Genomic DNA, 19,618 nt, shown 5'->3' with positions numbered 1-19,618 from the left:
TCGATCCGATGGTTGAACACCGGACCCGGCACCCTCATTCCGCCGGGCGCCCACGCGGACGGGCCCCGGCCATGATCCGCCGGACACCCTCCGGGTCGTGCCAGGCGTCGCGGGCCGGGCGGGACTCTCCGGACACGGGCTAGGCCCCGTCCGCCGCCCTGCGCGCCAGTTCGTCCCAGACCTTGCGTACCTGGGGTTCGAGCGCGTCGAGCGGTCCGTCGTTGTCGATCACGAGGTCCGCGACGGCAAGGCGCTGCGCGCGCGTGGCCTGGGCGGCCATCCGGGCCCGCGCCTCGGACTCGACCATGCCGCGGAACCGTACGAGGCGGTCGAGCTGGGTCTCCGGGGACGCGTCCACGACCACGACCAGGTCGTACAGCGGTGCGAGCCCGTTCTCGGCGAGCAGGGGTACGTCGTGGACGACGACGTCTCCCGTACCCGCCCGGCTCTCCAGTTCCGCCGACCGGGCCCCGACCAGGGGGTGGACGATGGCGTTGAGGGTGGCGAGGCGGTCGGCGTCGGCGAACACGATGGAGCCGAGCTTCGGCCGGTCGAGCGCCCCCTCCCCGGTCAGGACGCCCTCCCCGAAGGCCTCGACGACGGCCGCGAGCCCCGGTGTCCCGGGCTCGACGACCTCGCGGGCGATCCGGTCCGCGTCGATCAGCACGGCCCCGTACGAGACGAGCAGCCGTGACACTTCGCTCTTGCCGGCGCCGATCCCGCCGGTCAGGCCCACCTTCAGCATGAGCGGCAGCTTAGGGCCTGCCCCGGACGGGTCAGGCGTCGCCCTCCCGCTCGGCGAGGAAGCGCTCGAACTCGCGGCCCAGCTCGTCCGCCGACGGCAGGTCGACGGGCTCGGCGACCAGGCTGCCACGGGTCTCGGCACCGGCCGCCGCGTCGTACTGGTGCTCAAGGCCCTGCACGAGCGCGACCAGCTCCTCGTCGCCCTCGCCGATCTGGCGGTCGATCTCGGTCTGGGTGCGCCGGGCCTCGGTCCGCAGGGAGTGCGCGACACCGGGGAGGACGAGGCCGGTGGCGGCGGTGACGGCCTCCAGGGCGGTCAGCGCCGCGTCCGGGTACGAGGAGCGGGCGACGTAGTGCGGGACGTGCGCGGCGACACCGAGGGTGTCGTGGCCGGACTCGGTGAGCCGGTACTCGACGAGGGCCTCGGCGCTGCCGGGAACCTGGGCCTCGTCGAAGGGGCTGCGGTGGCCGGGCATGAGGTCGGTGCGGCTGCCGTGCGGGGTGAGGCCGACGGGCCGGGTGTGCGGCACGCCCATGGGGATGCCGTGGAAGTTGACGGAGAGACGCACGCCGAGTCGCTCGATGATCTGCCGGACGGCGGCGGCGAAGCGCTCCCACTCCACGTCGGGCTCCGGGCCCGAGAGGACGAGGAAGGGGGCGCCGGTGGCGTCCTGGACGAGGCGGACCTCGATGGACGGCGTCTCGTACGCGGTCCAGCGGTCGCGCCGGAAGGTCAGCAGCGGGCGGCGGGCACGGTAGTCCACCAGCCGGTCGTGGTCGAAGCGGGCCACGAGCTGGTGGGGCAGGGTGTCGAGCAGGCCCTCGATGATCTGCTCACCGGTCTCCCCCGCGTCGATGTAGCCGTCGAAGTGGTACAGCATGACCAGCCCGGCCGACTCCTGCGCCAGTGCCAGGTCGACGACAGCCAGGCCCTTGGTGTCCCATTCGTACAAATCCTGGGGATCAAGCACGATTACCGCTCCTCCTCGTGTTCTCTCTGAAAACGTCTCGGGCGGCACCGCCATTCCCGTGCCGCACGATCTTCCGGCGGCCGATCTCCCGGCGGGAGCGGGTCGGCCTCCCGGCGGGGCGCGGGGCGAACTCCGGTCACTGGTCCAGACCTTGACAGGGTCATCACCTCTCCCTACCGTCTCGGGACAGCATCGCGTTCAGCATCTCGACCAACGTGCACATACAGGAACACTCCCTCGTCCCCGCACGGAAGGCACCCCCATGCGCACCCGAACGCTGCTCCTCCCCCTGCTCCCCGCGCTCCTCGCCGTTCCCCTCGTCGCCCCGCCCGCCTCGGCGGCGACCATCGAGGTCTCGACCGCCGCCCAGCTGAAGACCGCGCTGACCAACGCCCGGCCGGGCGACACGATCCACCTCGCGGACGGCACGTACACCGGGAACTTCAAGGCCACGACCCCGGGCACCTCCTCGGCCCGAATCACCCTGACCGGCTCCTCCCGCGCGGTGCTGACCGCCGGCGGCGGATACGGACTGCACCTCAACGGCGCCTCGTACTGGACGGTCAAGGGCGTCACCGTGACGGGCGGCCAGAAGGGGATCATGGCCGACACCGCGGACGGCGTGGTGATCGACGGGGTGACCGTGCACGACCTGGACATGGAGGGCGTGCACTTCCGCAACTCCAGCAGGAACGGCGTCATCAAGAACTCGAAGATCTACGACACCGGGAACGACGGCCGGGGCATGGGCGAGGGCGTGTACGTCGGGACCGCCGGCAACCTCGGCGACCGCAGCGACGGCGCGCAGATCCTGAACAACGTCATCGGACCGGACGTCGGCGGCGAGAGCGTCGACATCAAGGAGGGCACCACCGGGGCGCGGATCGTCGGCAACACCTTCGACGGGCGCGGGCTGACCGGCGCCAACTTCGACGACTCCTGGGTCGACGTGAAGGGCAACGGCGTCCTCGTCGAGAACAACACCGGCGTGAACACGACGAACAACGGCTTCGAGACGCACACGCAGCAGAGCGGCTGGGGCTGCGGCACGGTCTTCAAGGGCAACCGCTCGAACCTGACGGGCGCGACCGGCGCGCAGCGGCTCGCGATCAACGTCACCAACCGGAGCGGCTCCTGCCCGACCACGGTCTACGCCTCGAACACCGTGACCGGCGGCAACGGCCTGACGAACATCCCCGTCACGCCCTGAGCCGACCCGTCGGGCACGGGCCCCCGGGAAATGACCGAGGCCCGCTCCCCCGAAGGGGAGCGGGCCTCGATTCGCTAGCGGCTAGCGCTCAGCGGAGAGCCTGTTCAGCTCTGGCCGCCGGCCAGCTTCTCGCGCAGGGCGGCAAGCGCCTCGTCCGACGCCAGGGCGCCGGAGGTGTCGTCCGACTCCGAGGAGTACGAACCACCCGAGATACCCGCACCGGCGTTGCCGGCGGCCGGGGCGGCAGCACCCTCGGCAGCGGCGGCCTCGTCGGCCTCGCGGGACTTGATGACCTGAGCCTGGTGCTGCTCGAAACGAGCCTGCGCCTCGGCGTACTGGGTCTCCCAGGCCTCGCGCTGGGTCTCGAAGCCCTCGAGCCAGTCGTTGGTCTCGGGGTCGAAGCCCTCGGGGTAGATGTAGTTGCCCTGGTCGTCGTAGGACGCGGCCATGCCGTACAGGGTCGGGTCGAACTCGACCGAGGCCGGGTCGGCACCGAAGGACTCGTTGGCCTGCTTCAGCGAGAGGCTGATGCGACGACGCTCGAGGTCGATGTCGATGACCTTGACGAAGATCTCGTCGTTGACCTGGACGACCTGCTCCGGGATCTCCACGTGGCGCTCGGCCAGCTCGGAGATGTGGACCAGACCCTCGATGCCCTCGTCCACGCGGACGAACGCACCGAACGGAACCAGCTTGGTGACCTTACCCGGGACGACCTGACCGATCTGGTGGGTCCGGGCGAACTGCTGCCACGGGTCCTCCTGCGTCGCCTTCAGCGACAGGGAGACACGCTCGCGGTCCATGTCCACGTCGAGAACCTCGACGGTGACCTCCTGGCCGACCTCGACAACCTCGGACGGGTGGTCGATGTGCTTCCAGGACAGCTCGGAGACGTGCACGAGACCGTCGACGCCACCCAGGTCCACGAAGGCACCGAAGTTGACGATCGAGGAAACGACGCCGGAGCGGACCTGACCCTTCTGCAGGGTGGTGAGGAACGTCTGGCGAACCTCGGACTGGGTCTGCTCGAGCCAGGCGCGGCGGGACAGGACCACGTTGTTGCGGTTCTTGTCCAGCTCGATGATCTTCGCCTCGAGCTCCTTGCCCACGTAGGGCTGGAGGTCGCGGACGCGACGCATCTCGACGAGGGAGGCCGGCAGGAAGCCACGGAGGCCGATGTCGAGGATGAGACCACCCTTGACGACCTCGATGACGGTACCGGTGACGATGCCGTCTTCTTCCTTGATCTTCTCGATCGTGCCCCAGGCACGCTCGTACTGAGCGCGCTTCTTGGACAGGATCAGGCGGCCTTCCTTGTCCTCCTTCTGGAGAACCAGGGCCTCGATCTCGTCGCCGACCTTGACGACCTCGTTCGGGTCGACGTCGTGCTTGATCGAGAGCTCACGGCTCGGGATCACGCCTTCGGTCTTGTAACCGATGTCGAGCAGGACCTCGTCCCGGTCGACCTTCACGATGACGCCGTCGACGATGTCGCCGTCGTTGAAGTACTTGATCGTCTCGTCGATCGCGGCGAGGAAGGCTTCCTCGTTACCGATGTCGTTGACCGCAACCTGCGGGGTGGTGCTGGTGGCGGTGGTCTCGGTGCTGCTCGTCATGTGGGAAAGGGCTCCGGTTACGGACAGAAAGTCGTAGGTACTGCTACGCCGAGAGCCCGTATCGCACCAAGAAGCCGGACAGCCAATGAGGCACCCTTCCCACACAGGGGAGGAGCCTCGAAAACCGAGGGGACATACAACAGGTACGAGCGCGGCCTGCTCCGTCTGAGGCGCGCAGGCCCGCAGCGCAACCTTTAGCATACGGGGGCGGCCGGACAGGGTCAATGCGCGAAGCGCGCACCCGGGGCAGATCTACTCAACTCCGGCACCAACTCGTGTCCATCCACGCCTCATCGGCGGGATCCGCGCACAGCGGCACTGAGCGCAAACTACATCGGCGGGCGAGATGAACCAAGAGTACGAACACGAAGTCCCCTCCGACTCGGCCGAGGAGGAGGCGGAAGCGACCCGGCGTGACGCGGGGGACGCGGAGAGCAGTCGGGCGAGCCGTGGCTGGTGGGACAGGAACGCCGACGAGTACCAGAGCGATCACGGATCGTTCCTCGGCGACGACCGGTTCGTCTGGGGTCCGGAAGGACTCGACGAGGCCGAGGCCGGGCTCCTCGGACCGGCCTCCTCGCTGAAGGGCCTCGACGTCCTGGAGATCGGCGCGGGCGCGGCGCAGTGCTCGCGGTGGCTGGCGGCGCAGGGGGCGCGGCCGGTGGCCCTCGACCTCTCGCACCGGCAGCTCCAGCACGCGCTGCGGATCGGCGGGGACGTGCCGCTGGTGGAGGCCGATGCCGGCGACCTCCCCTTCCGGGACGGCTCCTTCGATCTGGCGTGCTCGGCGTACGGCGCGGTGCCGTTCGTGGCCGACCCGGTGAAGGTGTTCCGCGAGGTGCGGCGGGTGCTGCGCCCCGGTGGCCGGTGGGTGTTCTCGGTGACGCACCCGATCCGGTGGGCGTTCCCCGACGAACCCGGCCCCGAGGGCCTCTCGATCGCCGCCTCGTATTTCGACCGCACCCCTTACGTGGAGCAGGACGAGCAGGGGCGTGCGGTGTACGTGGAGCACCACCGGACCGTCGGCGACCGGGTGCGGGACGTGGTGGCCGGCGGGTTCCGGCTGCTGGACCTGGTCGAACCGGAATGGCCGGAATGGAACAGCCAGGAGTGGGGCGGCTGGTCTCCGCTGCGGGGGAACCTGATCCCGGGCACGGCGATCTTCGTCTGCGAGCGCGAGGATTAGTCCTCTTTGAGGATCAGTCCTCTTTATAGGTGGGCCCTGTGGACAACGGGGCCCACCTTTTCGCGTCGCGTACGAGACTGAGTGCGTGATCCGAAACGACGCACTCGACCGTCTCCCCGTCCGCCATGCCGTCCCCGAGCTGCTGGCCGCGCTCGACCGGCGCGGTACGGCCGTGTTGTCCGCACCTCCCGGCACCGGCAAGACGACGCTGGTGCCGCTCGCGCTCGCGGGTCTCATAGGGGACGGACCGCGGCGGCGGGTCCTGGTGGCCGAGCCGCGGCGGATGGCGGTCCGGGCGGCGGCCCGGCGGATGGCGTGGCTGCTCGGCGAGGAGGTCGGCTCCACGGTCGGCTTCTCGGTGCGCGGGGAGCGGCGGACCGGTCCCTCGACCCGGGTCGAGGTGGTGACCACGGGCATCCTGCTCCAGCGGCTCCAGCGCGACCAGGAGCTGGCGGGTGTGGACGTGGTCCTGCTCGACGAGTGCCACGAGCGGCATCTGGACGCCGACACGGCGATGGCGTTCCTCGTGGACGTGCGGGCCGCCCTGCGGCCGGAGCTGAAGCTGATCGCCGCGTCGGCGACCAGCGACGCGGCGGCCTGGGCGGATCTCCTCACCTCCCTGGACGGCACGGGCCCGGCGCCGGTGGTGTGGAGCAAGGGCGAGGGGCACGGCTGTCGGGTCTCCTTCGCGGCGCCGCCCTCGGGCATCCGGCCGGCGCACGGCACGTGGGTGGACCCGGCGCTGCTCCGGCACGTCGCCGCGACGGTGCGGCTCGCGATGGAGCGGCACGAGGGAGACGTCCTCTGTTTCCTTCCGGGTGCGGGGGAGATCGCGCGGACGGCCGGGATGCTGGCCGACGTCGACGCGGAGGTGCTCCAGCTGCACGGGCGGGCCCCCGCGGCGGTGCAGGACGCGGTGCTGCGTGGTTCGGAGCCGGGCGGGCGGCGCAGAGTGGTGCTCGCGACCTCGGTGGCGGAGTCCAGCCTGACGGTGCCGGGGGTGCGGATCGTCGTGGACTCGGGGCTCGCCCGTGAGCCGCGCATGGACCACGCCCGGGGTCTCGGCTCGCTGGCGACGGTGACGGTCTCCGAGGCGACGGCGACCCAGCGTCTGGGCCGGGCCGGCCGTGAGGCCTTCGGTTTCGTCTACCGCTGCTGGGCGGAGGCGAGCGACGGAGGCAGGCCGCGCTTCCCGTCCCCGGAGATCAAGGTCGCCGACCTGGCGGACTTCGCCCTGCGGACCGCCTGCTGGGGCGACCCGACGGCGGAGGGGCTCGCGCTGCTCGACGCTCCGCCCGCCGGGGCGATGACGGCGGCCCGGTCGGTCCTCGACTCGATCGGAGCGGTGGATGCGGACGGCCGGGCAACCGACAGAGGGGTACGGATGTCCCGGCGGGGGCTCCATCCCCGGCTGGGCCGCGCCCTCCTCGACGGTGCGCCGGAGGTCGGGGCACGGCGGGCCGCGGAGGTGGTGGCGCTGCTCAGCGAGGAGCCGCCGCGCGACTACGGGGACGATCTGGCGGCGGCCTGGCGCGCCGCCCGCCGGGGCGCCGACGGGTACGGCGCCCGCTGGAAGGCGGAGGCGCGCCGACTGGAGCGGTCGGCGGCCGACGCGGTGGGCGGGGGCGCCGGGGCGGGTGCGGCCTCCGCGATCGGCGAGGACGCGGTGGCCGGTCTGGTGACGGCGCTCGCCTTCCCCGAGCGGGTGGCGAGGGCCAGGGAACAGGGGGGCTATCTGATGGTGTCGGGCAGCGGGGCGCGGCTCGGCGAGGGGTCCGGGCTGCGGTCCAGTCCGTGGCTGGCCGTGGCGGTGGCGGACCGTACGGCACGGGACGCCACGGCACGGGTGCGGCTGGCCGCGGTGGTGGACGAGGAGATGGCGCGGCGGGCCGCCGGACATCTGCGGTCCACCGGTGAGGAGGTCCGTTGGGAGGACGGGGACGTGGTCGCCCGCTCGGTGGACCGGCTCGGCGCGGTCGAGCTGACGGTCCGGCCGCTCGGGGCGAAGGCCGAGCCCTCGCTCGTACGGGAGGCGCTGCTCGACGGCCTGCGGCGCGAGGGGCTCGGGCTGCTGCGGTGGAGCCGGGAGGCCGGGGAGCTGCGCGAGCGGCTCGCCTTTCTGCACCGTGAGGTGGGGGAACCGTGGCCGGATGTGGCGGACGAGTCGCTCGTCGAGCGGGCCGGGGAGTGGCTGGAGCCGGAGCTGTCCCGGTTGGTGCGCCGCGCCGACCTGGGGCGGATCGACGCCGGTGACGCCCTGCGGCGGCTGCTGCCGTGGGCGTCGGGCGAGGCGGGCCGGCTGGGAGAGCTGGCGCCCGAGCGGATCGAGGTGCCCAGCGGATCGCGGATCCGGGTCGAGTACGGGGGTGAGCGGCCGGTGCTCGCGGTGAAGCTCCAGGAGATGTTCGGTCTGGCCGAGACCCCTCGGGTGGCGGGTGTCCCGGTGCTCGTCCATCTCCTCTCCCCCGCCGGGCGGCCGGCGGCGGTGACCGCCGACCTGGCGTCGTTCTGGCGGGACGGCTACCGGTCCGTGCGGGCGGAGCTGAGGGGGCGGTACCCGAAGCACCCGTGGCCCGAGGACCCGTCGGCGGCGGAGCCGACCCGGTTCACGAGCGCGCGGCTCAGACGGGAGGGGTGACCGGGGCCGTGGCGGGGGCCGGCGCCGGGTGGCGGGAGCGGGCCTCCAGCCAGAGGGCGAGGGCGAGGAGGAGCAGTGCGAGGAAGGTGAGGCTCCAGGGGAGGTAGGAGACGAGCAGGAGGATCGTGAAGCGGTTGGAGGAGACCATCTCGCCGACGCTCTTGATGTAGTCCTCGCGCATCTTCACGTGCCCCTCGAAGACGGTGAGGGTGTCGCGGCCCATCAGCGCCTTGGCGTTGCGGAGCTCCTCCTTGTGGATCTCCTCGCCGTTGACGGGGGCGCCGGTGACCGGCTCGATCCAGAACATCCGCTTGGTGGTGTACCAGCGGGTGAGGCCGGAGTCGGCGAGGATCTTCGGGGTGATGCCCTTGACCGGCATGGCCTTGGGCATGGGGACCTTGGTCCAGGGGATGGTCTGCTCGAAGTAGTAGACCTCCGTGCCCCGGAAGGTGCGGGTGCCCTTGTAGTGGATGGGGGCCGAGGTGCGGGTCTGGGCGTCGAAGTACTGGTAGTCCCGCTTCTCGGTGAGGAACGGCCACTTGAACTCGATGCCCTCGCGCCGGACCGGGTCGCCGTCGACGGATTCGCCGGTGGCGTTGACGGGGTCCTGGGTGTGGGCGTCGAAGATGTACCGCTCGGGGACCTGGGAGACCATCTTGCCGTCGGGGCCCGTGACATAGGCGAGGGCGTCCCAGACGACGACGTCGCGCCCGGCGTCGCGTTCGATCCGCCGCGACTCCTCCACATTGCCCTTGAGGGTCTGGATGATCGTGATCTTGTCGACCTTCTCCGCCTGGAGCGTGGAGTAGTTGAGCAGGGTCGCGGGCTTCGCCTCCAGGACGGTCTCCTGGTACTGGTTCGGCGGGATCTTCGCCAGGCGGGGAAAGGCGTACCAGCGCAGGGTCGGGGCCATCGCGGCGCAGAAGACGGCGAGGGCGAGGAGGACGAGGCTGGCTCGGCGGCGCACGGTCGCCCCCTACTTCTTGGGGCCGGGATCGGCGGTCAGCAGCGGCTTGGGCGAGGTGGGTCCGTCGGGCGGCAGATCGACCACGGAGACGAGGAGGACGAAGAGGAGGACTGGGGCGAGTCCGATGGCGGCGGCGACGAGGGCGCGCATGGTCGGCCTCCCGGGGTGCGATCTGATAGGTCGTCAGGGCGGGGGCACCGTAGCAACGCGGCCGCGAGATGAGAACACGTTGCACCGGGACACCGTCGGACCGTCGCGTCACCGGACCTTCGCGACCGGGGAACGCGAAGCGCCGCCCCTCCGCCCGGTGGGGCGGAGGAACGGCGCGAGGGGAACGCGGGCCGCGCGGGCGGCGGGTGCGTCAGGCCGAGGGCGAGGGAGAGGCCTCGGGCGAGCCGGTGCCGGAGGGCGTCGGCTCCGGGGTCGGCGTCGGAGTAGGGGTCGGCTCCGGGGTCGGGGTGGGTGCGGTGACCGTCAGCTTGATCTCCGTCTTCCCACCGCCGGGCGCGGTCAGGCGCAGCACGAACTCGCCCGCCTTGTCGCCCGCGAAGAGGTCCTTGAGGGAGATCAGGCCGTTGGCGTCGGTCTTCAGGACGAGCGTACGGACGTTGCCCGCCGCGCTCTTGAAGTACGGGCCCTCGGCGCTCTCCTCGGTGTCCGTCGCGGAGGCGACGATCACGGCGGTGACGAGCACACCGGGGGCGAGCGCGCCCTTGTCGGTGGCCTTCACCTGCGCGGGCTGGGTGAAGGCGGTACCGGTGGTGGCCGACAGGGGGTCACCGGCGACTCGGGCGAGGGTGTCCGCCCGGCGTTCGGTCACGGTCGCCGTGAACGCGGCCGCCTTCGAGCTGTTGCCCACCACGGTGGCCTTGACCGTGAACGGCCCGGTCTTCTCGCCCGCCCGCAGCGCGGGGGCGGCGGCGAGGCCTGCCGATCCGGTGGTGACGGTGGCGGTCGTCGCGCCGCCGGAGAAGCGGGTGTCTGTGGTGCCGGTGATCTCGAAGCGGATGCTCACCCCGGTGACCGGCGTGCCCGAGGCGTCGAGCGCCGCGACCGTCACCGCCTTGGCGAAGGCGCTCTCGGTGGTCGCGGTCAGTTCTCCGGTGGAGACGGTCGCGAGTCGCGCGACCTTGAGGGCCGGCGGGACGGTCGGCGGCTTCGTCGGCGGAGTGACCGGGGGCTTGGTCGGCGTGACCGGCTTCGTCGGAGACGGGGTGACCTCCGAGGGCCCGCCCGGCTTCGTCGGAGAGGGCTTCGGGGTGCCCGGCTCGGACGGCTTCGGAGCGGGGGGCGTCGGGGACGGCGAGGCGGGACGGCGGCGGTTGCCCTGACCCCGGTCGTCGCTGCGGTCGACCGGCAGCACTCCCGTGCCGTCCGGGACCTGGTGGGTGCCGCGCTGGTAGTACGTGAACCAGGACATGACCGTGTTCAGGTACTCCGTCGAGCGGTTGTAGCTGAGGATCGCCCGGTCGAGGTCCGCCTTGAGCGCGAGGTTGCGGTCGTTGGCGCAGAGGTAGAGACCGGCGGCCTGCGCGGCGTCGTAGATGTTGTTCGGGTCCTTCTTCCCGTCGCTGTTCGCGTCCTGGCCCCAGGTGGCCCAGGTGGACGGGATGAACTGCATCGGGCCGACGGCACGGTCGTGCTTGGTGTCACCGTCGTAGGCGCCACGATCGGTGTCGGAGATGAGGGCGAACCCGTTGCCGTCGAGGGCGGGACCGAGGATCGACTTGAGCGTCGTGCCGTTGGCGTCGACCCGGCCTCCGCTCGCCTGTCCGGACTCGACCTTGCCGATGCCGGCGAGCAGCTGCCAGGGCAGGTTGCAGCCGGGGGCGGTCGAACGGATCGACTGCTCGGCGCGCTTGTAGGCGGAGAGCACGGACGCGGGTATGCCGGCCTCGGCCGGCCCGGTGATGACCGGCAGGTTGGTGGCGGCCCCGGGCTTGTTCGGCGTGGCCAGCGGGGGCAGTTCCGTGTAGTACGGCGAGTCGCCGGTGGCGGAGCCGTCGCCGGACGGCGGCGCGGTGTCCCCGGCGCCGATGGTCCGGTCACCGCCGGCGTTGTCGGCGGGCGGCGTGGCCATCTCCGGCGCCTGCGAGGCGGCGAGCGCAGCGACCGCCGCAGCCACCACCGCACCGCTGGTGGCCCCCTTGCGCAGCCTGCGGCTCAAGTGCGCTGACATGTCCGTGGTCCCTTCCCCCTCGACTGAGGTCCCACGCTCCCCGCGTGAGACCTCCGGCGACCCTATGCCAACTCCGGACCACCGGGCACCGGCGCCTGATCGGCTTTCACGCTTTCGTCACCTCTCGGCTGCCTGCAGACCTCCCCGACCAGGCACAAAGGGGCGGCCGGTCGGGGCCCGGGCGGGAGCCGGAGCGGAGAACCAGGCACCTCCGGGCAACGATCGGGCAGAGACGGAGGGCCGGGCGCCCCTGCCGCGGGAACCGGGCGGAGGGTCGGGCGCCTCTTGCACTGCGGCCGATGATGTACCCCGGCCGTCACCACCGGATCCTGGGGGAACTCCCGTTGCCGTTCACGCTGAGCCATGCCGCTGCCGTACTGCCCGGGCTGCGCCGGAACGGGACCGCGCGCGGACCGCTGGTCGCGTCCGCTCTCGTCGCGGGCTCCTTCGCGCCCGACATGACCTATTTCGCCGCGACGGCCTTCCCCGGGGCGATGGTCCTCGGGGACGTGACCCACTCCCCCGTCGGGATCGTCACGGCCGACGTGCTGATCACCGCCGCGCTCGTGGCCCTGTGGCTGACCGTGCGTGAGCCGCTCGTGGCGCTGTTGCCCGCCCGGTGGCGCGGGCGGGTGTACGGGCTCGTCCGGGGCGACGCGTGGCGCGACCGGCACCCGGCCGTGCTCGCCGGGTGGTTCGGTCTCTCCGCGGTCGTCGGCTCGACGACCCATGTGGTGTGGGATTCGTTCACCCACCTCGACCGCTGGGGGACCCGGATGATCCCGTTCCTCGGGGACATCGTGGCCGGGTTCCCCGTCTATCTCTATGCGCAGTACGGCGGTTCGGCGCTGGCCCTGGGACTCCTCGGCTGGTTCACGGCGCGGGCCCTCCGGTCCGCCGCCCCGGGTGCGGAGCTGCCGGCCCGGGTGCGGGTCCCGGGCCGGCGCGGACGGCTGCTCGCGGCCGGGCTCATCGGCGGCTGCGTCCTCGCCGGGGTCGCCCACCGGGTGCTGCGCTGGGCGTCGTACTGGGGCTGGGACCGGATCGAGACGCCCCTGGACGTCATTCCGACGGCCTGCTTCGGGGCCGGCGCGGGGCTCGCCGTCGGGCTCGTGCTGTACGGGACGGGGGCGCGCCTCCTGGGAGCAGCGCCGGATCCGGGGCCGCCGGCCCCGGCCACCCCTCCCCCGGCGCCCGAGGGAGAGGGCCGCCCGGCTCCTCGTGCGGAGCGCTCCCGTCAGGGATCTCGCTGATCTTCTCCGGCGGGGTGAAGCCGCGGGCCGCGGCGGCGCCGGAGAGTCTGCGGTGCACGGCGAGCGAGACGCCCTCCAGGGTGCGGACGCCGTACCGCAGGGTGGGGTTGTCGTGGCTGAGGAGGGCGATCCGGTAGTCGACCGCCTCGGTGTCCGTGGTGCCCGCCGCCGGTCGTGCGATGCCGACGCTGTGGACGCGCCAGGCATGGGTGGCGCGGTGCAGCCAGCCGTTCTTGAGGTGGACCTTGACCGTACGGGGCGCGCCCGCGGTGACGCCCCAGGCCTGGTGGCGGACGACCCGGCCCATCAGTTTCATCGCCTCGGTGCGGCGTGAGACGGCGGCGAGCAGGGCCAGTTGGTCCCGGGCGGTGGTGCGGGTGAGGCCCCAGTAGCGGGCGCGGCCGAGGACGGTGTCCTGGGCTCCGGCCTCGCGCAGCACCCTGTTCAGCCGGGCGCGGGAGAGGCCCGCCCACAGTTCGGTGGCGGCGGTGTTGTCGGAGGTGGTGATCATCGCCTTCATCCGCCGGGACTCCGGCGCGGTGGGCGCCCTGCCGAGTTCCTCGGCGCGTCCGAGGACGGCCTGCAGGATGAGGACCTTGGCGATGCTGGCCGAGTCGTACGCCAGGGTGTCGCCGAGCCCGCAGCGCAGCCCGCGCCCGGGGTCGTGGACGGCGACGGACACCTGGCCGTGGCGGTCCTTGAGCGCGGCCGCGATGTCCTGGGACAGGCGGGCGGCGAGGGTGGGGTCGCGGGTCGAGGTGCAGAGTGCGGCTGCGCGGTGCGCTTCGGCCTCGGCGGGCCAGGCGGTGCCCGACGCCCCCAGGAGGGCGCCGAGCAGGGCGCAGGCGGTGAGGCGGGACCGGCGGCGCGTGAGCATGCTGCCAGTTTCGGGAGCCGGGCCTTGGGCCCGCTCCCTTACTGGTCCACCTGGCGCACAGCTTCCGGGGCCGGTCCCGCACCCCTGCGCGGCGCCCCCGTGGTGCCGGTTCAGGCCCGGAAGCCCGGGCCCGGCAGAGGGCGCCGTTCCGTGTGGCCGCCCTCCCCCGGGCTCCGTCGTCAGTGGGCCGCGGAGTCCCAGTCGTGGCCTACGCCCACCGAGACGTCGAGGGGGGCGCGGAGGTCGGCCGCTGCCGACATCTGCTCGCGCACCAGGGCCTCGACCTGCTCGCGCTCGCCGGGGGCGAGTTCGAGCACGATTTCGTCGTGGACCTGGAGGAGCATGCGGGAGGCGAGGCCCGCTTCCGTCAGCGCCCGGTCGACGTTCAGCATGGCGACCTTCACGATGTCGGCGGCCGTGCCCTGGATCGGGGCGTTGAGCGCCATCCGCTCGGCGGCCTCGCGGCGCTGGCGGTTGTCGCTGTTGAGGTCGGGCAGGTAGCGGCGGCGGCCCAGCATCGTCTCGGTGTAGCCGGTGGCGCGGGCCTCGTCGACGACCCGGCGCAGGTAGTCCCGTACCCCGCCGAAGCGCTCGAAGTAGGTGTCCATCAGGCCGCGGGCCTCGCCCGGGTCGATGTTCAGCTGCTGGGAGAGGCCGAAGGCGGAGAGGCCGTAGGCCAGGCCGTACGACATGGCCTTGATCTTGCGGCGCATCTCGGCGTCGACGGCGGACCGCTCGACGGAGAAGACCTGGGAGGCGACCGTGGTGTGGAGGTCCTCGCCGGAGGTGAAGGCCTCCAGGAGGCCCTCGTCCTCGGAGAGGTGGGCCATGACGCGCAGTTCGATCTGGCTGTAGTCGGCGGTCATGAGGGCCTCGAAGCCCTCGCCGACGACGAAGCCGTGCCGGATGGCGCGGCCCTCGTCCGTCCGTACCGGCACGTTCTGCAGGTTGGGGTCGGTGGAGGAGAGACGGCCGGTGGCGGCGACGGTCTGGCTGAAGGTGGTGTGGATCCGGCCGTCGGCGGCGACGGTCTTGATGAGGCCCTCGACGGTGGAGCGCAGCCGGGCCTGCTCGCGGTGGCGGAGCATGATGACGGGCAGGTCGTGCTCGGTCTGGCCGGCCAGCCAGGCGAGCGCGTCCGCGTCCGTCGTGTATCCGGTCTTGGTCTTCTTGGTCTTCGGCAGGTTGAGCTCGCCGAAGAAGACCTCCTGGAGCTGCTTGGGCGAGCCGAGGTTGAACTCGTGGCCGACGGAGGCGTGCGCCTCCTTCACGGCCTGCTGGACGGCGCCGGCGAACTGCTGCTCCATGGCCTCCAGGTGGTCGCGGTCGGCTGCGATGCCGTGCCGCTCCAGGCGGGCGAGGAGGGCGGAGGTGGGCAGCTCGACCTCGTGGAGGAGGTCACGTGCGCCGACCTCGCCGAGCTTCTCCTCGAAGGCCACGGCGAGGTCGAGGACGGCCCGCGCCTGGGTCATGAGGGCCTCGGCCTCGGCGGTGTCGTCGGCGCCGAAGGCGAGCTGGCCGTCGGCGGCGGCCGCGGGGGCGAGCTCGCGGTGGAGGTACTCGACGGAGAGTGCGTCGAGCGCGAAGGAGCGCCGGCCGGGCTTGACGAGGTAGGCGGCGAGAGCGGTGTCCATGGTGACGCCCGCGATGCTCCAGCCGTGCTCGGGGAAGACCCGCATGGCGCCCTTGGCGTTGTGCATGACCTTCGGCCGGTCGGCATCGGCGATCCAGGCGGCCCAGGCCTGCTCGTCGGCCTCGTCGAGCGTGCTCGGCTCGAACCAGGCGGCGGCGCCTCCGGCGGCGGCGAGGGCGATCTCGCCGACGTTCCCCGTGCCGAGGGCCCAGCTGTCGACGGTGGCGATGCCGAGGGGTTCGGTGCCGTGCTCGGCGAGCCAGGGGGCGAGCTCGCCGGCGCCGAGGACGGTGCCGTCGATCTCGACGCCCGCCTCCGGGGCCGGGGCGGTGTCCTCGGCGGCGCCCGGGTCGACGGCGAGGAGCCGCTCGCGCAGCGAGGGGTTGCGGATCTCCAGGGTGTCGAGGACGAGGGCGACGGCCCCGCGGTCGTACGGCTCGCGGGCGAGGTCGGTCACGCCCTTCGGCAGCTCGACGTCGGTGACCATCGCGGTCAGGCGACGGTTGAGCTTGACCGATTCCAGGTGGTCACGGAAGTTCTGCCCGGCCTTGCCCTTGACCTCCTCGGCGCGCTCGACGAGCTCGTCGAAGGAACCGAACTGGTTGATCCACTTGGCGGCGGTCTTCTCGCCGACTCCGGGGATGCCGGGCAGGTTGTCCGACGGGTCGCCGCGCAGGGCCGCGAAGTCGGGGTACTGCGAGGGGGTCAGTCCGTACTTCTCCTGGACCTTCTCCGGGGTGAAGCGGGTGAGCTCGGAGACGCCCTTGGTCGGGTAGAGCACCGTGGTGTGGTCGGAGACCAGCTGGAACGAGTCCCGGTCGCCGGTGACGATCAGGACCTCGAAGCCCGCGGCCTCGGCCTGGGTGGCGAGGGTCGCGATGACGTCGTCGGCCTCGAAGCCGTCGACGGCGAAGCGCGGCGCGTTCATCGCGTCGAGGAGCTCGCCGATCAGCTCGACCTGCCCCTTGAACTCGTCGGGGGTCTTGGAGCGGTTCGCCTTGTACTCCGGGAACTCCTCGGACCGCCAGGTCTTGCGGGACACGTCGAAGGCGACGGCGAAGTGCGTGGGCGCCTCGTCGCGCAGCGTGTTCGCCAGCATCGAGGCGAACCCGTAGATCGCGTTCGTCGGCTGTCCGGTCGCGGTGGTGAAGTTCTCCGCGGGCAGCGCGAAGAACGCCCGGTACGCGAGCGAGTGCCCGTCCATGAGGAGCAGGCGGGGGCGGGTGTCTGCGGGGTTCTTCGATGCTGTCTCGGCCACATGACGATCCTGCCACGGACGACTGACAATCCCGCCCACCGATCCCGCCCGCACCGGCGGGGTGCCGGGCTGTCGCCACCGCGTGACAGGATCGGAGACGTACGCCGCAGGATTACCGCTCAAGGGAGAGCGCGATGGTCAGCAAGCCGCCGGTCGGCGACCCGGTCCAGGACGCACCGCAGGTCACGCCGCCGCAGCACGCCGCCGCCGGGCTGCCCGCCATCGGGCACACCCTGCGGATCGCCCAGGAGCAGATGGGGCTGCGGCGCACCGCGCGGACCCTGCTCAAGGTCAACCAGAAGGACGGCTTCGACTGTCCCGGCTGCGCCTGGCCCGAAGGGGACAAGCGGCATGTGGCGGAGTTCTGCGAGAACGGCGCGAAGGCGGTCGCCGAGGAGGCGACGCTGCGCCGGGTGACCCCGGAGTTCTTCGCCGCGCACCCGCTGGCGGACCTGGCGACCCGCAGCGGGTACTGGCTCGGCCAGCAGGGCCGGATCACCGAGCCGATGCTGCTGCCGGAGGGCGGCGACCGGTACGAGCCGGTGACCTGGGAGCGGGCCTTCGCGATCCTGGCGGAGGAGCTGCGGGCGCTCGCCTCGCCCGACGAGGCGCTCTTCTACACCTCGGGGCGGACGAGCAACGAGGCGGCGTTCCTGCTGCAGCTCTTCGCCCGCGAGTTCGGTACGAACAACCTGCCGGACTGCTCCAACATGTGCCACGAGTCCTCGGGGTCGGCGCTGACGGAGACCATCGGCATCGGCAAGGGCAGTGTCTCCCTTGAGGACCTGCACCGGGCGGACCTGATCATCGTGGCCGGGCAGAACCCCGGCACGAACCACCCGCGCATGCTGTCGGCCCTGGAGAAGGCCAAGGCGGGCGGCGCGCGGATCATCTCGGTCAATCCGCTGCCCGAGGCGGGCCTGGAGCGGTTCAAGAACCCGCAGACCCCGCAGGGCATGCTCAAGGGTGCCGCGCTCAACGACCTCTTCCTCCAGATCCGGATCGGCGGCGACCAGGCCCTCTTCCGGCTCCTCAACAAGCTGGTCCTGGAGACGGCCGGGGCGGTCGACGAGGAGTTCGTACGCGAACACACCCACGGCTACGAGGAGTTCGTGGCGGCGGCCAAGGAGGCCGACTGGGACGAGACCCTCGCCGCGACCGGTCTGGACCGCTCCGAGATCGAGCGGGCCCTGGAGATGGTGCTCGCCTCCGAGCGGACCGTCGTGTGCTGGGCGATGGGCCTCACCCAGCACAAGCACTCGGTGCCGACGATCCGCGAGGTCGTCAACTTCCTCCTGCTGCGCGGCAACATCGGCCGGCCGGGCGCCGGGGTCTGCCCGGTGCGCGGCCATTCGAACGTGCAGGGCGACCGCACGATGGGGATCTTCGAGCGGCCCGCGCCCGCCTTCCTCGACGCCCTGGACAAGGAGTTCGGGATCGTCTCGCCGCGCCACCACGGCTTCGACGTGGTCCGGTCCATCCAGGCGCTGCGGGACGGCGAGGCGAAGGTGTTCTTCGCGATGGGCGGCAACTTCGTGGGGGCGACGCCCGACACGGAGGTGACGGAGGCGGCGATGCGCCGTGCCCGGCTGACCGTCCACGTCTCGACGAAGCTGAACCGCTCGCACGCGGTCACGGGCACGCGCGCGCTGATCCTGCCCACGCTCGGCCGTACCGACAAGGACGTGCAGGCGAGCGGCAAGCAGTTCGTGACGGTCGAGGACTCGATGAGCCTGGTGCACGCCTCGCGGGGCAATCTGCCGCCCGCGAGCCCGCACCTGCTGTCCGAGCCGGCGATCGTGGCGCGGATGGCCCGCGCCGTCCTGGGCGACGGATCGGCCACGCCCTGGGAGGAGTTCGAGGCCGACTACGCCACGATCCGGGACCGCATCGCGCGCGTGGTGCCCGGTTTCGAGGACTTCAACGCCCGTCTGGCGGCGAACGCGGGCGGCTTCCGCTTGCCGCACGGACCGCGCGACGAGCGCCGCTTCCCGACGAAGACCGGCAAGGCCAATTTCACGGCGGCGCCCGTGGAGTACCCGAGGGTGCCGGAGGGCCGGCTGCTGCTGCAGACGCTGCGCTCGCACGACCAGTACAACACCACGATCTACGGCCTCGACGACCGCTACCGGGGCATCAAGGGGGGCCGCCGGGTCGTCCTGGTCCATCCCGAGGACGCGGCCGCTCTGGGCTTCGCAGACGGGGCGTACGCGGACCTGGTGAGCGAGTGGACGGACGGCAGCGAGCGGCGGGCTCCCGGCTTCCGGGTGGTGCACTACCCGACGTCCCGGGGCTGCGCCGCGGCCTACTACCCGGAGACGAACGTACTGGTGCCGCTGGAGTCGACGGCGGACGTCAGCAACACCCCCGCGAGCAAGTCCGTGATCGTCCGTCTGGAAGAATCCGCCTCCGCCTAAGCGTTTGCTCAGGCAGCTCAGGAAGACCAGCCGTACGAAGACGTACGAAACGAACGGAGCCGGGCATGGGTGAGCAGCAGCACGTGAAGTTCCCGCAGGAGGTCCTCGACGAGTACGCGGCGCTGGGTGTCGACCTCCCGGCGCTCTTCTCGGCCGGGCACCTGGGGAACCGGATGGGAGTCCAGATCCTCGAGGCCTCCGCCGAGCGGGTCGTCGGCACCATGCCGGTGGAGGGCAACACCCAGCCGTACGGTCTGCTGCACGGCGGCGCCTCGGCCGTGCTCGCGGAGACGCTGGGCTCGATCGGCTCGATGCTGCACGGCGGGGTGTCGAAGATCGCGGTGGGCGTCGACCTGAACTGCACCCATCACCGCGGGGTGCGCAGCGGTCTGGTGACCGGCGTGGCGACGCCGGTGCACCGCGGGCGGTCGACCGCCACGTACGAGATCGTGATCACCGACGAGCAGGACAAGCGGGTGTGCACGGCGCGGCTGACGTGTCTGCTGCGTGAGGTCACCGCGAAGGACGCGTCCAACATTCCGGACACCCGGAACGCCTGAGCGGTGACACAGGCGGTCTGACCAGCGACGCACGACCAAGGGGCGGCACCTACGGGTGCCGCCCCTTCGGCGTTCCCGAGCGGCCCTCCACCCCCGATTTCGTCACGCT

General features: G+C 72.0%; 13 protein-coding genes and 1 pseudogene. 6 read left to right on the top strand and 8 right to left on the bottom strand.

The features are described from left to right. Window positions 1-139: 139 nt before the first annotated feature. Window positions 140-745, bottom strand: coding sequence for a dephospho-CoA kinase (gene coaE, locus OG259_RS30835; protein ID WP_328945228.1), 606 nt, complete (start codon window positions 743-745; stop codon window positions 140-142). A 31-nt stretch (window positions 746-776) separates the two neighbouring features. Beyond that, window positions 777-1,715: a PAC2 family protein gene (locus tag OG259_RS30830; RefSeq protein ID WP_328945227.1), complete on the bottom strand. Its 939-nt coding sequence runs from the start codon at window positions 1,713-1,715 to the stop codon at window positions 777-779. Window positions 1,716-1,977: 262 nt separating this feature from the next. Between OG259_RS30830 and OG259_RS30825 the strand changes: the two genes are divergently transcribed. After that, window positions 1,978-2,925, top strand: coding sequence for a right-handed parallel beta-helix repeat-containing protein (locus OG259_RS30825; RefSeq protein WP_328945226.1), 948 nt, complete (start codon window positions 1,978-1,980; stop codon window positions 2,923-2,925). Between the two features lie 104 nt (window positions 2,926-3,029). Here the strand turns inward: OG259_RS30825 and rpsA are convergent, their stop codons facing one another. After that, on the bottom strand, window positions 3,030-4,541 hold the full coding sequence (gene rpsA / locus OG259_RS30820) for a 30S ribosomal protein S1 (RefSeq protein WP_328945225.1): 1,512 nt from the start codon (window positions 4,539-4,541) through the stop codon (window positions 3,030-3,032). Window positions 4,542-4,887: 346 nt separating this feature from the next. Here rpsA and OG259_RS30815 point away from each other — a divergent pair, with 346 nt between their 5' ends. After that, a complete protein-coding gene (locus tag OG259_RS30815) occupies window positions 4,888-5,727 on the top strand; it encodes a class I SAM-dependent methyltransferase (RefSeq protein ID WP_328945224.1) in 840 nt (279 codons plus the stop codon). Window positions 5,728-5,812: 85 nt separating this feature from the next. Further along, window positions 5,813-8,365 (top strand): ATP-dependent helicase HrpB, encoded by a 2,553-nt coding sequence (hrpB, locus tag OG259_RS30810; protein WP_328945223.1) that lies wholly within the window; start codon window positions 5,813-5,815, stop codon window positions 8,363-8,365. Here the strand turns inward: hrpB and OG259_RS30805 are convergent. From OG259_RS30805 to OG259_RS30795, 3 genes are all read right to left on the bottom strand, one after another. Further along, window positions 8,349-9,332, bottom strand: a complete 984-nt coding sequence (locus OG259_RS30805; protein ID WP_328945222.1) for a DUF3068 domain-containing protein — start codon at window positions 9,330-9,332, stop codon at window positions 8,349-8,351. The genes hrpB and OG259_RS30805 overlap by 17 nt on opposite strands. 9 nt (window positions 9,333-9,341) lie before the next feature. Next, a complete protein-coding gene (locus OG259_RS30800) occupies window positions 9,342-9,482 on the bottom strand; it encodes an SPW_0924 family protein (protein ID WP_106975990.1) in 141 nt (46 codons plus the stop codon). Between the two features lie 211 nt (window positions 9,483-9,693). Continuing rightward, complete coding sequence (locus tag OG259_RS30795) at window positions 9,694-11,511, bottom strand: lytic transglycosylase domain-containing protein (protein ID WP_328945221.1); 1,818 nt, start codon at window positions 11,509-11,511, stop codon at window positions 9,694-9,696. Between the two features lie 344 nt (window positions 11,512-11,855). On the opposite strand from OG259_RS30795, the gene OG259_RS30790 reads away from it, so the two are divergent. Continuing rightward, on the top strand, window positions 11,856-12,764 hold the full coding sequence (locus OG259_RS30790) for a DUF4184 family protein (protein WP_328947224.1): 909 nt from the start codon (window positions 11,856-11,858) through the stop codon (window positions 12,762-12,764). 181 nt (window positions 12,765-12,945) lie between these two features. Here the strand turns inward: OG259_RS30790 and OG259_RS30785 are convergent. Further along, a pseudogene (locus OG259_RS30785) lies at window positions 12,946-13,275 on the bottom strand (serine hydrolase); the annotation flags it as partial. 545 nt (window positions 13,276-13,820) lie between these two features. Continuing rightward, entirely contained in the window at window positions 13,821-16,532 is a 2,712-nt protein-coding gene (polA, locus tag OG259_RS30780) for a DNA polymerase I (RefSeq protein WP_443052047.1), read from the bottom strand. Window positions 16,533-16,666: 134 nt separating this feature from the next. Between polA and OG259_RS30775 the strand changes: the two genes are divergently transcribed. Further along, entirely contained in the window at window positions 16,667-18,949 is a 2,283-nt protein-coding gene (locus OG259_RS30775) for an FdhF/YdeP family oxidoreductase (protein ID WP_328945220.1), read from the top strand. Between the two features lie 65 nt (window positions 18,950-19,014). Further along, window positions 19,015-19,509 carry a PaaI family thioesterase gene (locus OG259_RS30770; protein ID WP_328945219.1) on the top strand — a complete coding sequence of 165 codons (495 nt, stop codon included), beginning with the start codon at window positions 19,015-19,017 and terminating at the stop codon, window positions 19,507-19,509. The last annotated feature ends 109 nt before the right edge of the window (window positions 19,510-19,618 follow it).

The sequence above is a fragment of the Streptomyces sp. NBC_00250 genome (assembly GCF_036192275.1).
GTDB lineage: Bacteria > Actinomycetota > Actinomycetes > Streptomycetales > Streptomycetaceae > Streptomyces.
Note: the sequence above shows the minus strand (reverse complement) of the source record. Positions and strands in the feature narration are given on the sequence as shown.

What these genes read in the sequence shown, in the direction of transcription:
- OG259_RS30815 (WP_328945224.1), top strand. Translation starts at nt 4,888, where the DNA reads ATGAACCAAGAGTACGAACACGAAGTCCCCTCCGACTCGGCCGAGGAG.
- coaE (WP_328945228.1), bottom strand. Translation starts at nt 745, where the DNA reads ATGCTGAAGGTGGGCCTGACCGGCGGGATCGGCGCCGGCAAGAGCGAA.
- rpsA (WP_328945225.1), bottom strand. Translation starts at nt 4,541, where the DNA reads ATGACGAGCAGCACCGAGACCACCGCCACCAGCACCACCCCGCAGGTT.
- OG259_RS30770 (WP_328945219.1), top strand. Translation starts at nt 19,015, where the DNA reads ATGGGTGAGCAGCAGCACGTGAAGTTCCCGCAGGAGGTCCTCGACGAG.
- OG259_RS30800 (WP_106975990.1), bottom strand. Translation starts at nt 9,482, where the DNA reads ATGCGCGCCCTCGTCGCCGCCGCCATCGGACTCGCCCCAGTCCTCCTC.
- OG259_RS30795 (WP_328945221.1), bottom strand. Translation starts at nt 11,511, where the DNA reads ATGTCAGCGCACTTGAGCCGCAGGCTGCGCAAGGGGGCCACCAGCGGT.
- OG259_RS30775 (WP_328945220.1), top strand. Translation starts at nt 16,667, where the DNA reads ATGGTCAGCAAGCCGCCGGTCGGCGACCCGGTCCAGGACGCACCGCAG.
- OG259_RS30825 (WP_328945226.1), top strand. Translation starts at nt 1,978, where the DNA reads ATGCGCACCCGAACGCTGCTCCTCCCCCTGCTCCCCGCGCTCCTCGCC.